The sequence below is a fragment of the Leptothoe sp. EHU-05/26/07-4 genome, assembly GCF_043421015.1.
Classification (GTDB): domain Bacteria; phylum Cyanobacteriota; class Cyanobacteriia; order Phormidesmidales; family Phormidesmidaceae; genus Leptothoe; species Leptothoe turfae.
The window spans coordinates 671,075-685,404 of sequence record NZ_JAXSQV010000003.1 but is presented as its reverse complement, the minus strand read 5'-3'; the positions used below and the strand labels follow the sequence as shown (position 1 = coordinate 685,404).

The following is a 14,330-nucleotide window of genomic DNA, read 5'->3' as shown; positions in this document are numbered from 1 at the left end:
GGTGTCAGGGTTCCTACTATTTGATGGAGAGATTCAGTTGGGTATTGGGATCAAGTCCGGCTCGAATCACCCGATCTGCACTGATGTGAAGACCAAAATCGGCTCCAAGATGTGCTCCTAAGGTGCCATGAACAAACATCAGTACAAAGATGCCAAGACCAGCAATTAAATAGCTCCACTGCACCTGACGTGCTCGATCCTGTCGCCACACATACCGCTGAAATCCACGCCAGACGGTCATGGCAACAATCAGACCTAACAAAAGTACGCCGCCAACACCGTGCCACACCATGGTATCCATTGCGCCCAATCCCCAAGGACTGACCATGTCCTGGGGGGGATCAGCTAACAGAATTTCGTAAAACCCAGCCGCTACCGTAAAAAAGGTAATGATCGCCGCTGCCAGCATGTTGTACCAGCCAACGTCGTAAAGGTTTGAGCTGGTGGCTGGAATGGCGAGAAATTTAAAGATTGCCTTTTCAAGGGGAAATAGGGCAGCCACAATATCAAATGCGATCGCAGCAATAAACAACCCCAACGTCAGATGTACCAGATTAGGATGGATTGGCAAACCATAGGGTAAACCATTGACTCCCATAGCGAACACTGGCGTTACAAGCTCACCGTTGAACAGTTCAAGGGTCATTGCAACAGACCTCCCCGTGCCGCCTCAACCACAGCTTCAGTATGGAGCCCATAGATCCACACCAATTTGTCCCCCAGATAGGTTTGAAATAAGACAATTCCTGTCAGGACAACATTCATCCCCATGTAGGCCATCGGTAATGTATCTGGGGTACGTAGTCGAATGATATAGCGCCAACCCGTAATGGCTGCCAAAATACCAGAAAGGGACCAACCCAGCAGGGTGTGCAGATTTAGATCTCCAGTAGCCACTGTGTAGGGCGTAGCCAAACCAGCTTCAATTTGGCCAAAAATAACGGCAATAAAAATAGAAATCGTCGCAAACATCATATTCCACCAGCTGACCTCATACAGGCGAGTATTTTTGGTGAAATACCCAATCACATCACAAAGAACAGCGAATAACACCATGGCGATAACAAAATGCACCACGATGGGGTGAATAGTATCGGGATAGGGCAGATTGTGATTATTGAGAGGGGGTAATAGATTTTGGAACACTGGTTGCCTCTATGCGAAGAAACGAAGTCAGCTCTTTCTGTATAGAGAATACTCTCTACTTCAAATTAGAATTGTCTATTGAGGAATATCCTCTTATCCATTAGGGCGCACAATTCGTCAATTGAGGCTGAACTTTCAACTCATTTTTATATCTTGGTCAATTGCTACCAAAAGACCCATGGTTTTATGAAAAACGGCTTAGGCACGGAACAACAAATATGAGATTTCTCTCATAAACAACAGTTCTTCTGGAAGGATACGGGCCTGGTTGATCCTTAAAAAAGTCTAAATAAATTCACCTGGATCGGGTGTCAATTCCAGGCGGGACGTTGTTCTAACGAGAGTTATGAGAAGTCAAGAATCAAAAGTCAGGAGGGGATCAGGCCCTCTCTGACGCTTAACTCCTGACTCCTGCACATCTAAAGATCTAGATAGGCTCGCAATTCACCTTGATCTCGCTGAAGGGTAAATCCCAGCTTTTTACAAAGATGCTGCATTGCCTGGTTCTCTGGCAAGATATCGGCTGAAATACGAGTGAGTTCTTCAGCTTGACCGATATTGATTAGCGATCGCAAGAGCTCTGTCCCCAATCCTCGTCCTTGATATTGGTCATTGATCAACATGCCAAATTCTGCTTCATTGAGACCATGAAGTCGGCTGAGGCGAGCTACTCCCAAGATGGTTCTTTGCTGCGTAGCTGGAGCGTGATATTCAGCCACTAGCGCCATTTCCCGGTCATAGTCAATAAAACAGATGCGGGTCAGACGTTCATGGGCAACCCGGGCCTTTAGGTTGATCAAATGAAAATATCGAAAGTAAATACTCTCTTCTGACAGGGTTTTATGGAAATCGACAATTAATGGCTCATCTTCAGGCGAAATGGGTCGAATTGTCACTCCCATGCCATCAGGTAGTGCCCAAGGCTTAATGTATTGTTTGGGATATGGGCGAATTGCAGGCTTGGGCAACTGATCTTCTGGTATATCGGACTCATGGAGCACCACGCGTGCATCCAAAGCCAGTAGCTGCTCTGCAGATGCCAACAGTGGATTGATCTCAATCTCTTTAATTTCAGGATAGGCCACCACCAGCTGGCTAAATCTCACCAGCAGCTGTTCAAGGGCAGCAAGATCAATACTCGGCTGACCACGTACCCCCTTAAGCGCTTTATAGATCTGAGTTTTTTCCATTAGACGCCGAGCCAGGGTGGTATTGAGCGGTGGCAAACCGAGGGCGCGATCGCAATAGACTTCCACCAGCTGTCCACCACTGCCAAATAGCAAAACGGGGCCTAGCTGTTCATCAACGCTACTGCCCAAAATCAGTTCATAGCCATTGCGCAGCACCATGGGCTGTACCGTCACACCCAAACAATCTCCCGGTTGGCCAATGGCCATAATCAACCGATAGGCTGCCCGTACTGCCATTTCGTCTGGCAAATTGAGCTGTACACCGCCCACATCGGTTTTGTGAGTGATGGTATGGGAGTGCAGCTTCAGCACCACTGGATAGCCAATTTGTTCAGCCAGGGTTACCGCCTCATCTACTGAGGTAGCCAGTTTAGTGGTAACAGTGGGAATTCCGTAGGCGTTCAGTAACGCTTTAGACTCCCACTCACTTAACAGCAAACGGTGCTCTGCCCTCGCACGGGTCAATAACTCACTGATGGGGGTGGTATCAAACGTTGGCGTTGTTGTGAGGCTAGGCGTTTCATAGAGAGCATGGAGATTATCACTGTAGCGGGCCATTAACGTAAAGACCTGGGCCGCAGCATCAGGATACGGCAAGGTAAAGATACTACTCTGATTGAGTTGAGCTTCACCTGTAGCCACCACATCTGTGCCCATCCAGCTAGCCAACAAGGGTCTATCTTTCCAATGACCTACCCTTGACTGTAGCTGGGCCGCTGTTTCAGCGGGCTGGGTCATGGCCTGGGGCGTTAGAATAACCAAAAGACCATCACTGTTGCGGTCTTGTGCCAACACATCGAGGGCCGCACCATACCTTTCTGGGGTAGCATCCCCTAAAATATCGATGGGATTCTGACGGCTCCAATGGTCGGGCAACAATGTATCGAGGGTCTCTACGGTTTCAGCACTCAGGGAAGCTAGTTCTCCTCCACTGCGAATCAGGGCATCTGTAGCCAACACCCCCGGTCCTCCAGCATTGGTGAGAATTGTTAGCCGTTTACCCCGAGGACGGGGTTGTTTGCCTAAGACTTCTGCTAAGTTAAACAGCTCGTCAATGGTGTTAACCCGCAACACACCACAGCGCCGAAATGCCGCGTCCAACACCTCATCGCTACCGGCCATAGCACCTGTATGGGAAGCAGCGGCCTGGGCTGCCAACTGGGTACGCCCTGACTTGATCACAATAATCGGTTTACTCAGGGCCACTTCTCGAGCTGCCGAGAGAAACGATCGGGCATTGCCTATGGTTTCCATATAGATAACAATGCTGTGGGTAGCCGGATCGTCACCCAGATAGTAGATTAAATCTCCCCAGTCGATATCCAACATTGATCCGATGGAAACAAAGGCACTAAAGCCAACATTTTCCCGGAGACTCCAATCCAAGATTGAGGTGCACAGAGCGCCACTTTGACTAATAAAACCAACGCTGCCTGGATTGGCCATGGTGCCCGCAAACGTGGCATTGAGACCGCTGATGGGACACATTAGACCTAAACAATTAGGTCCTAGCACTCTGAGTTGGTGACGTCGAGCTGTAGCTAAAACAGCCGCTTCTAAAGCAGCACCTGCTTCACCCACTTCTCTAAAACCTGCAGAAAGAATAATTACGCCTGCAACACCTGCGATCCCACATTGTTCAATAACCGCAGGTACACCTTGAGCAGGGATGGCTATAATGGCTAGATCGACTTGCTCAGGTACATGACCAATGGTGGGATAGGCCTTAATGCCAAGGACATTGGTCCGGGTTGGGTGAACGGGAAAAACAGTGCCTCCAAAAGAACTACTAATGAGGTTCCAGAGCACGGTGCGCCCTACACTACCGGGACGTTCAGTAGCACCGATAACGGCGACAGTTTGCGGCGCAAAAAAAGGTGAGAGTGGCTGATAATCGTAGCGGAGAATATCGTGGGCAGGATCTGGACAAAGAAGCTGATCTAACTGAAGAGAATTTTGATCTGTTTTATGGGGTATCGTTTCTGTTTCACCCATATAACCACTGACATTGAAGCTAGTCATAAATCGATAATGCCCCAAATACATCTAAAGGTTTAGCTGATTTCACGAGCGAGGCATGCTAGTAGCCTATTTCTAGTAGTAATCCCGAATGGTCTTCTTGGACTATCAATAGCTCAAAGTTTTCAAAGTTCTCAACTCTGAAAACTTTATGAAGATAATGTCCCGTGACATTTGAACTTATAAAGTGTATCTTTTTTTTCTATGGATTATATTAAGCAGATATATAAATATTCTTGTTCTTGTTAAAGGTGTTTCTCAACACAAAATTCTTTCGAAATTGGTAACCCCGACAACATTATTCTCCGGCAAGAAGTTTGGAAACAGGCAGGTTGTTTATTAAGAATGTTTCAATACATCATGATGTTTTTTAGAAACGTAACATAACCGTATCAGAAATACCTTTAGCCTCTATTTTTTTTGCTATGATGAACGAGTAAGCAAGATTACTCATTAAGTGTCGTCTGGGGGCCTTTTCAGATTTTACAGGTTGTAGATAGCTAATTTCTTTTCAGTTGTTTTAGACAGTCTTAGGTATGTAGGCATACGTAGTACGTAAGTAGCATTGAGGATTTATAACTAATCATTAGAATCTAGCTATCAGCATCAATCAATCAACCATTGGGAATTCTTGCGTGGTCAAAGGTGGAGATTGTCTATCGTACGTAAATTACTGAAATTCTGATTTTTTAACTTTGTGAATTTAGTTTTTTCCTTAGCGTAAGGATAACAAAGCGTTATGGAGGAATAAGGCCATGATATGGCCAGGGTTGTCATTTCTGACTATTGTTCACAAAATCAAGCATTTCATCATTCCATAACTAACATCAGTTATGGTTCAAAACAGTACTGTTGCGAGGAGATCGTAAATCATGAGTGTAGCAAGCACAGTCAACCCTAAAAAACAGGCGACATCGGGTGTTGAAGCTATTCCTTCTTCGACTGAGCCTAAACAGCCATGGCGTCAGTTTTCCATGGGGCCATGGGGCGATGAGATTAATGTTCGAGATTTTATCCAGAAGAACTATTCTCCCTATGGTGGGGGTGGAGAGTTTCTAGCTGGAATTAGCGATCGCACCCGGCAGCTGTGGGAGAAAGTTACCGTGCTAATGCAGCTGGAGCGTGAGCGCGGTATTTTAGAGGCCGATAACCAATTACCCACCGGAATTACGGCCCATGCACCGGGATATATTGATCAATCCCTGGAACAGATTGTTGGGCTACAAACCGATAAACCCCTGAAGCGGGCCATTATGCCCCTGGGTGGCATTCGGGTGGTGAAAAAGTCTTTAGAAGCCTATGGATATCAGCTTGATCCCCAAACCCACGAGATCTTTACCAAGTATCGCAAGACCCATAATGACGGTGTGTTTGATGCCTACACCACAGAGATGAAACGGGCCCGGCATTCAGGCATCATCACGGGATTGCCCGATGCCTATGGACGGGGGAGAATCATTGGAGACTATCGGCGGGTTGCCTTGTATGGTTGCGATCGCATTATTCTCGATAAGCACCAGCAGCTTCAATCCTTAGAGGTAGATACCCTGGATGAATCGATTATTACGCAACGGGAAGAGATCTCTGAGCAGATTCGTGCCCTACAAGAATTGCGCCGAATGGCGGCAGCCTATGGCTTTGACATTAGCCAGCCAGCTGTCAATGCCAAAGAAGCCGTACAGTGGACTTACTTTGGCTATCTGGGGGCGATTAAAGAACAAAACGGTGCGGCCATGTCCCTGGGGCGGATCTCAACGTTCTTAGACATTTATATTCAACGGGATCTGGCCAATGGCGAGTTAACAGAGCCCGAGGCCCAGGAACTGATCGATCAGTTTGTAATGAAACTGCGAATGGTGCGATTCTTGCGCACGCCGGAGTATAACCAGCTGTTCTCCGGAGATCCGGTGTGGGTAACTGAATCCATTGGTGGCATTGGGTTAGACGGTCGTCCTTTGGTAACAAAGACCAGTTTCCGGTGTCTGCAAACCCTGTATAACCTGGGACCCGCTCCAGAGCCAAACCTGACCGTGCTGTGGTCAGAACGGCTGCCTCTGGAATTTAAGCAGTTCTGTGCCAAAGTCTCGAAAGATACCAGCTCCATCCAGTATGAAAACGACGACCTGATGCGGGCCGACTATGGAGATGACTACGGCATCGCCTGCTGTGTATCAGCCATGCCCATTGGCAAACAGATGCAATTCTTTGGTGCCCGGGTGAATTTAGCCAAAGCCCTCCTATATGCCATCAACGGCGGTAAAGACGAGAAGTCTGGAGAACAGATTACGCCTGCCTATGCCCCTGTGACCGGCGATATTCTGGACTATGACGAGGTCAACGCCAAGTTTGATGTGCTGATGGCCTGGCTGGCAAAACTCTATGTGAACACCCTCAATGTGATTCACTATATGCACGACAAGTACTGCTATGAAAGGCTGGAGATGGCCCTGCACGACAGAAATGTCTATCGCACCATGGCTTGTGGCATTGCTGGCCTATCCGTCGTAGCAGATTCGCTCTCCGCCATCAAATATGGTCAGGTGAAAGTGATTCGTAATGAGGCTGGCTTAGCCGTTGACTATGATGTCCAGGCTAATTATCCTGCCTTTGGCAACAATGATAATCGGGCAGACGATATTGCCTCCGAGCTGGTGCAGCGCTTTATGGATCACATTCGTCAGCACAAGACGTATCGCAACGCTGTTCCCACCCAGTCTATTTTGACCATTACGTCCAACGTGGTCTACGGGAAAAAGACTGGCAGTACCCCCGACGGTCGTAAAGCTGGTGAACCCTTTGCTCCCGGTGCTAACCCCATGCATGGTCGCGACACCAAAGGTGCGATCGCAGCTTGCGAATCAGTGGCTCAGCTACCTTACCAGCATGCTCAGGACGGTATTTCCTACACCTTCTCCATTGTGCCTGCTGCCCTGGGTAAAACCGAGACTGATCAGATTAACAATCTAGTCGGTTTACTGGATGGTTATTTCCACAACACAGGACAGCATATTAATGTCAATGTGCTCAACCGTGAAACGTTGTTGGATGCCATGGATCATCCTGAAAAATATCCTCAGCTAACCATTCGGGTCTCTGGCTATGCGGTGAACTTTATCAAACTCACCCGTGATCAACAGATGGATGTTGTTAATCGGACATTCCATAGTCGGTTCTAATGAGTCGGATGTCTCTCCTTCTCTCTAATGGAGAAGGATTTTAATCCCCCCTTCTCCCATTAAGGAGAAGGGGGGATTAAGGGCTCGAAACCTGGGACTACTCTCCGACTTGCTGGATACACGGTAGCCTTCGCTCGGAGAGGAGGGCTGACAACTCTTTAAAGCCGATATTGCCTGCTATGTTAATTCCTCAACCAGCTACAGTTACATCCACATCCACAGGTCGGATTCACTCTGTTGAAACCTGTGGTACCGTCGACGGGCCGGGGATCCGGTTTGTTGTCTTTACCCAAGGGTGCCCGCTACGGTGTCTGTATTGCCATAACCCCGACTGTCGAACGGTAGAAGGGGGCCGTGAAGTGACTGTCGATGAGCTGGTGACAGAAATTCTGCGCTACCGCACCTACCTGGAACTATCCGGAGGAGGGGTTACGGTCACGGGTGGAGAACCATTGCTACAGCCTGAATTTGTGGCTGAACTGTTACGTCGCTGTCAGGCTGAAGGATTACATACAGCTTTGGATACGTCAGGCTTTTCTGACTTAACAGCGGCTCAACAGGTTTTACCCCATACCAATCTCGTACTGCTTGACATTAAATCCTTTGATCCCGATCTATATCGTCGCGTCACCCACGTTTCCCAAGAACCGACCCTGCGTCTGGCTCGCTATCTCAATGATATTCATAAACTCACCTGGGTGCGGTTTGTTTTAGTGCCAGGATTGACCGATCCACCTGAAAATGTTGAGGGACTTGCTATATTTGTTGCAACCCTTACAAATGTTGAGTGGGTAGAGGTTTTACCATTTCATCAAATGGGGGCCTACAAGTGGGAAGCCCTGGGTTATGACTATCAATTAAAAGACACTCTGCCCCCCAGTCAGGAAAACATTGAACGCGTTAAAGCACAGTTTCAACGCCACGGTTTAAACATTCGCTAGAGGACTGCTCTATTATGACTTCACCATCTTCTCCTGCTAATGTTCGGGTAGATACGCTACAGAGTCTCGAAGAATTGGCACTGCGGGTGAAAAACGCTCAAGAGATTTATGCCAATTTTAATCAGGCTCAGGTTGATTTTATTTTCAAGCAAGCTGCGATCGCAGCCAACAATGCCCGTCTCCCCTTAGCTAAACAAGCGGTGGCAGAAACAAGCATGGGTGTGATTGAAGACAAGGTGATCAAAAATCACTTTGCTTCGGAATATATCTTCAACAAATATAAGCATGCCAAAACCTGTGGCGTCATTTACTCCGATGTTCACTACGGCATTCAAAAAGTGGCTGAGCCCATCGGGGTGATTGCTGGCATTGTGCCCACCACGAACCCCACATCCACAGCTATCTTTAAAGCGTTGCTCAGTCTCAAAACTCGCAACGCTATTATTTTCTCTCCCCACCCCCGCGCTAAAGCCTGCACAATTGCTGCGGCTAAAATTATTCGCAATGCTGCGGTGCAGGCTGGGGCACCCGCAGACTTAATTAGCTGGATTGATGAACCCACCCTGGAACTCTCCCAGGCATTGATGCAGCACCCTGACATTAAGCTAATTTTAGCCACGGGCGGACCCGGCATGGTCAAAGCCGCCTATTCCTCCGGTCATCCTTCACTGGGGGTGGGGGCTGGTAATACCCCCGCTTTAATTGACGAGACCGCCGATATTCAGATGGCGGTCAGCTCTATTTTATTGAGTAAGACGTTTGACAACGGCATGATCTGTGCGTCGGAACAATCCGCCGTGGTGGTCGACGACCTCTATGAAGATGTTAAACAGGAATTTATCAAACGGGGGGCCTATTTCCTCAACCCTGAAGAACAGGCAAGGGTGGGTCAGCTGTTACTGAAAAATGGACGACTCAATGCTGAGATTGTGGGTCAGTCCATTACTCAACTCGCTCAGCTGGCAAACCTGACCGTCCCCGAAGGCACTAAGCTGCTGATTGGTGAAGTTAGCACCATTGGCACTGAGGAACCCTTCTCCTATGAAAAACTCTCACTGATTTTGGCGCTCTATCGGGCCTCAGATTTTGCCGACGGTTTAGACCAGGCAAAACGGTTGGTGAATTTTGCGGGACGGGGCCATACCTCAGTGCTGTATACCCACCCAGATAATCGAGATCGCATCACCCAGTTTGAAGACGAACTTGCCACAGCTCGTGTGTTGATCAACACCCCATCCTCCCAGGGGGCCATTGGTGATTTGTACAACTTCAAACTTGATCCCTCACTGACTTTAGGCTGCGGCACCTGGGGTGGCAACTCTGTTTCCGAGAATGTTGGGGTACAGCATCTCCTCAACATCAAAACGGTGACCGAACGGCGAGAAAATATGCTATGGTTTCGGGTTCCTCCCAAGGTTTACTTTAAGGCGGGCTGCATTCCCGTAGCCCTTGGGGATCTCGCCCATAAGAAACGAGCCTTTATCATCACCGACAAGCCCTTATTTGACATGGGGTTCACCAAAGAGATTACGGACACCCTCGACAGTCTCAAAATTGAGCATCACACCTTCTTTGATGTTGAACCCGATCCCTCCCTCTCCACAGTGCAGCGGGGTTTGGCGATCATTAACAACTTCCAACCCGATGTGATTATTGCCCTGGGCGGTGGTTCACCCATGGATGCCGCCAAGGTGATGTGGCTGATGTATGAGCATCCCGAAGTGAAGTTTGAAGGTTTGGCGATGCGGTTTATGGACATTCGCAAACGGGTCTATGAGCTGCCGCCCCTAGGTGAAAAAGCTGTTCTTGTGGCCATTCCCACCACATCGGGCACCGGTTCTGAAGTCACCCCCTTTGCCGTGGTCACCGACGATCGCGTTGGGATTAAATATCCCTTGGCAGACTATGCCTTGACGCCCACCATGGCCATCATTGACCCGGAACTGGTGCGCCATATGCCCAAAAAACTCACCGCCTACGGTGGCATTGATGCCCTCACCCATGCCTTAGAAGCCTATGTTTCTGTGTTGGCCACTGAGTTTACCGACGGTTTAGCTCTAGAAGCGATCAGCTTGTTGATCAAGTATCTCCCCCGTGCCTATCACAATGGCCCCAACGATCCAGAAGCCCGCGAAAAAGTTCACTATGCGGCCACCATTGCTGGTATGGCTTTTGCCAATGCATTTCTGGGCATTTGTCATTCTTTGGCCCATAAGCTAGGGTCCACCTTCCACGTTCCCCACGGTCTCGCCAATGCGTTAATGATTTCCCATGTGATCCGCTACAACGCTACGGATGCTCCATTTAAACAGGCGATTTTTCCACAGTATGAGTATCCCCAGGCAAAGGCGAGATATGCTGCGATCGCAGATGTACTGAAGCTGGGTGGTGACAGTGATGACGACAAAGTTAATCGGCTCATCGCAGCGATCGAATCGCTCAAACAACAAGTAGATATACCTGGGAGTCTGCGAGCAGTGCTGAGCGATGATGAACATACGTTCTTCGAGCATCTTGATCTGATGGCAGAACAAGCGTTTGATGACCAGTGTACGGGAGCCAATCCTCGATATCCCCTCATTCAAGACCTCAAAGCGTTGTACATAGCCGCTTATCGGGACGATCTCCCACTGTCGCTATCAGAAGACAGCTCCCTATCAACACCCCCCATGCAGGAGGTAGCCCATTAGATCCTTGGCTGGTGGCACGTAACGGTGCCACCAGCCATCATTAGTTAGTTGCGAGTGGTGTTAGGACCGAGCACAATGACATGACCTTCAAAATATTGTTAAATGAGCACCCTCAATTTGGCCTAACTGTTCAGCCAGGAAATAGTTATCCACTGGGTGCCAGGGTACGTGATGGGGGGATTAACTTTTGCCTCTATGCCCGCGAAGCAAGAACGGTGGAGCTGTTGTTATTTGCCACACCCGAAGATCCTCAGCCCCAGACGACAATTCACCTAGATCCAAAAATCCATCACACCTTCCACTTTTGGCATGTCTTTGTCGTAGGGCTAAAAGCGGGGCAAGTATACGCCTATCGAGTTGACGGCCCCTACTATCCAGAAACCGGTCTTCGTTTTAACCGCAACAAGGTGCTACTCGACCCCTATGCACGTTCGGTTGTCGGGTGGCAAAACTATTCTCGCCAAGCTGCCATTGATGGCTCTGATAACTGTGCCCAGGCCCTTAGGGGGGTTGTGGTAGACCCACTCCCCTATGACTGGGAGGGCGATCGCCATCCTAAAACTCCCTACGCTGAGACAATCATTTATGAACTACATGTAGACGGGTTTACCCAGCATGCCAGCTCTGGTCTTGTGCCAGAGAAACGGGGGACCTATGCCGGTCTGATGGAAAAAATTCCATATTTACAGTCCCTGGGGATTACGGCTGTAGAGTTGATGCCCGTGCAACAATTTGACCCCAGCGATGCACCATCTGGAAAAGTAAACTATTGGGGGTATAGCCCGGTAGCCTTTTTTGCCCCACACCGGCAGTACAGTTATCGCCAAGATAACTTAGGGCCAGTGGATGAATTTAGAGATTTGGTTAAAGCTCTCCATCGGGCTGGCATTGAGGTGATATTAGATGTGGTATTTAACCACACCACCGAAGGCAATCACGAGGGACCTACCCTATCGCTGCGGGGGTTAAGCAATGAGTCATACTACATTCTTGAAAACGACAAGGCCTACTATAAAAACTACAGCGGCTGTGGCAATACCCTGAAGACCAGCGCCATCAGCGGATATCTTATCCTAGACTGTCTGCGATACTGGGTCTCCGAGATGCACGTGGACGGCTTTCGCTTTGATCTGGCCTCAGTCCTCTCCCGTGATACCACGGGAGAGCCCTTACATAATCCACCGATTTTATGGATGATCAACACCGATCCAGCCTTAGCAGGGACCAAAATTATTGCGGAGGCCTGGGATGCAGCCGGACTATACCAGGTAGGACATTTTGCCGGGGAGCGCTTTGCTGAATGGAATGGCCCTTACCGTGATGATGTCCGTCGTTTTGTACGGGGGGATAATGGGGTTGTTCGTGCCCTGGCAGATCGCATTGTTGGTAGCCCCGATCTCTATGTGCAGTCACAGCGAGATCCCAACTACAGCGTTCACTTTGTCACCTGCCACGATGGGTTTACACTCTACGATTTGCTCAGCTACGACAGCAAACATAACTGGGCTAATGGGGAAAATAATCGGGATGGGACCGATGCTAACTGGAGCTGGAACTGTGGCGTGGAAGGCCCAACCCAAGATCCAACCATTCAATCACTGCGATTAAAACAGGCAAAGAACTTCTTTACGCTGTGGACCATGTCCCAGGGGACACCCATGATGCTGATGGGGGATGAAGTGTTGCGATCGCAACAGGGAAATAACAATGCCTACTGTCAAAACAATGAACTCAGCTGGTTTGATTGGAATGCCGTCATCACCCAAGGGGATTTTCTACGCTTTGTAAAAGGGTTAATTGGCTTTATTCAATCCCTACAGGTCTTCAAGCACGACCATCCGCTCATTGTCACACCCCAGTCAATCTCAGAGCCAGCTATCATTTGGCATGGAGTGAAGTTGGGGGCACCAGACTGGAGCTATACTTCCCACAGTCTGGCGTTTACCCTATCTCATCAAGAATATGGTGAATCGCTACACGTGATGTTAAACGCCTTTCATCAACCACTGATTTTTGAACTACCCCCTCTGCTTGAGGGACAATACTGGCATCGCATTGTCGATACTGCTTTAGCAGCGCCAGAGGACTTTTGTGAGCCAGACATGGCTCCAAAAGTGAAACAATCTTTTTATCAACTAGAACAATATTCTTCAGTCATCCTAATAGTACAATGAGTAACTAATACCAATTCCTGAAACTGTAGCTACAAATCTCAAGCCAAACCGCCTTTGCACAGGCGGTTTCTATACCTCAGAATTTAAAGCTCAAAACCGAGAACTGGTATAACATCTCCATCTCCAACAATCACTGCAAAGGAGACTTGTCAAATGCAAACAGTTATCCAAGGTAAAAACGTTGATATTACTAATGCCATCCATGACTATGCCCATCAAAAAATCAACAAGGCTGTGCATCATTTTGAGGGGTTGTTGACCAAGATTGATATCACTTTATCTGTTCACAATAGTGCCCGAAAGCAAGATCAACAGACAGCCGAGGTCACCCTTTTTGCAAAGGGGACAGTTATACGGGCCGTTAAAAAACATAGCGATCTTTACACCGCTATTGATTTAGTAACCGATAAAATCACTCGACAATTGAAAAAATATAAGGAGAAGCAACAGCAGCGAATTCCCGTTTCCACTGTTCAAGATGATGGTCTTGAGCCATCTATCAACCCTACAACCATTATCAACGAACAAAGCCCCACGCTGCCTCCCATGGTTGTGCGAAATAAATTCTTTGCCATGCCCCCCATGTCAATTCAGGCGGCTTTGGAACAGCTAGAACTCATTGATCATGACTTTTATATGTTCCACAATTTAAGCACTGGAGAGATTAACGTGCTCTATGAACGCAATCATGGTGGCTATGGCTTGATCCAACCCCATCAAACCTCTGAGCAGACTACCGTCAGCCATCATAAGCGATATATAGCAAGCCACTAATGTCTATCTCCAAAGGAGAGACTGCACCAACAGCCGTTTGCTGCACCATCCTAAACAATAATGCACCTCCTACAGGTATCCATACACTCAGCATTTACCTGTAGGGGAGTTTGGTCGTACCAGAGAGATCTGTATCTGTTGTTACCATTGAATCTTTGAACGTTATTCATCTTTGAGCATTTCAGTATTATTTCAGTAATAATGAATACAGCTTCCCCAG

The 14,330-nt window shown here is 48.2% G+C and carries 8 protein-coding genes; 5 read left to right on the top strand and 3 right to left on the bottom strand.

The features are described 5' to 3' along the window. Positions 1 to 16: 16 nt before the first annotated feature. The 3 genes from U2F10_RS10760 to U2F10_RS10750 form a co-directional block, all read right to left on the bottom strand. Positions 17 to 646 carry a DUF2231 domain-containing protein gene (locus U2F10_RS10760; RefSeq protein WP_163659231.1) on the bottom strand — a complete coding sequence of 210 codons (630 nt, stop codon included), beginning with the start codon at positions 644 to 646 and terminating at the stop codon, positions 17 to 19. After that, a complete protein-coding gene (locus U2F10_RS10755; protein ID WP_006514458.1) occupies positions 643 to 1,146 on the bottom strand; it encodes a DUF2231 domain-containing protein in 504 nt (167 codons plus the stop codon). Before U2F10_RS10755 ends, U2F10_RS10760 begins: the two co-directional genes overlap by 4 nt. 419 nt (positions 1,147 to 1,565) lie before the next feature. Continuing rightward, positions 1,566 to 4,358, bottom strand: coding sequence for a bifunctional acetate--CoA ligase family protein/GNAT family N-acetyltransferase (locus tag U2F10_RS10750; protein ID WP_499872012.1), 2,793 nt, complete (start codon positions 4,356 to 4,358; stop codon positions 1,566 to 1,568). Between the two features lie 869 nt (positions 4,359 to 5,227). Between U2F10_RS10750 and pflB the strand changes: the two genes are divergently transcribed. The 5 genes from pflB to hpf all read left to right on the top strand — a co-directional run bounded on the left by pflB (position 5,228) and on the right by hpf (position 14,110). Then, positions 5,228 to 7,531 carry a formate C-acetyltransferase gene (gene pflB / locus U2F10_RS10745; protein ID WP_499056624.1) on the top strand — a complete coding sequence of 768 codons (2,304 nt, stop codon included), beginning with the start codon at positions 5,228 to 5,230 and terminating at the stop codon, positions 7,529 to 7,531. 179 nt (positions 7,532 to 7,710) lie between these two features. Further along, a complete protein-coding gene (gene pflA / locus U2F10_RS10740) occupies positions 7,711 to 8,472 on the top strand; it encodes a pyruvate formate-lyase-activating protein (RefSeq protein ID WP_499872010.1) in 762 nt (253 codons plus the stop codon). 14 nt (positions 8,473 to 8,486) lie between these two features. Then, positions 8,487 to 11,162: a bifunctional acetaldehyde-CoA/alcohol dehydrogenase gene (adhE, locus tag U2F10_RS10735; RefSeq protein WP_499872008.1), complete on the top strand. Its 2,676-nt coding sequence runs from the start codon at positions 8,487 to 8,489 to the stop codon at positions 11,160 to 11,162. Positions 11,163 to 11,242: 80 nt separating this feature from the next. Continuing rightward, the gene (gene glgX, locus U2F10_RS10730) at positions 11,243 to 13,336 is read left to right on the top strand and encodes a glycogen debranching protein GlgX (protein ID WP_499872006.1); all 2,094 of its coding nucleotides are present in this window, start codon (positions 11,243 to 11,245) and stop codon (positions 13,334 to 13,336) included. A gap of 153 nt (positions 13,337 to 13,489) precedes the next feature. Beyond that, on the top strand, positions 13,490 to 14,110 hold the full coding sequence (hpf, locus tag U2F10_RS10725) for a ribosome hibernation-promoting factor, HPF/YfiA family (protein ID WP_163659225.1): 621 nt from the start codon (positions 13,490 to 13,492) through the stop codon (positions 14,108 to 14,110). The last annotated feature ends 220 nt before the right edge of the window (positions 14,111 to 14,330 follow it).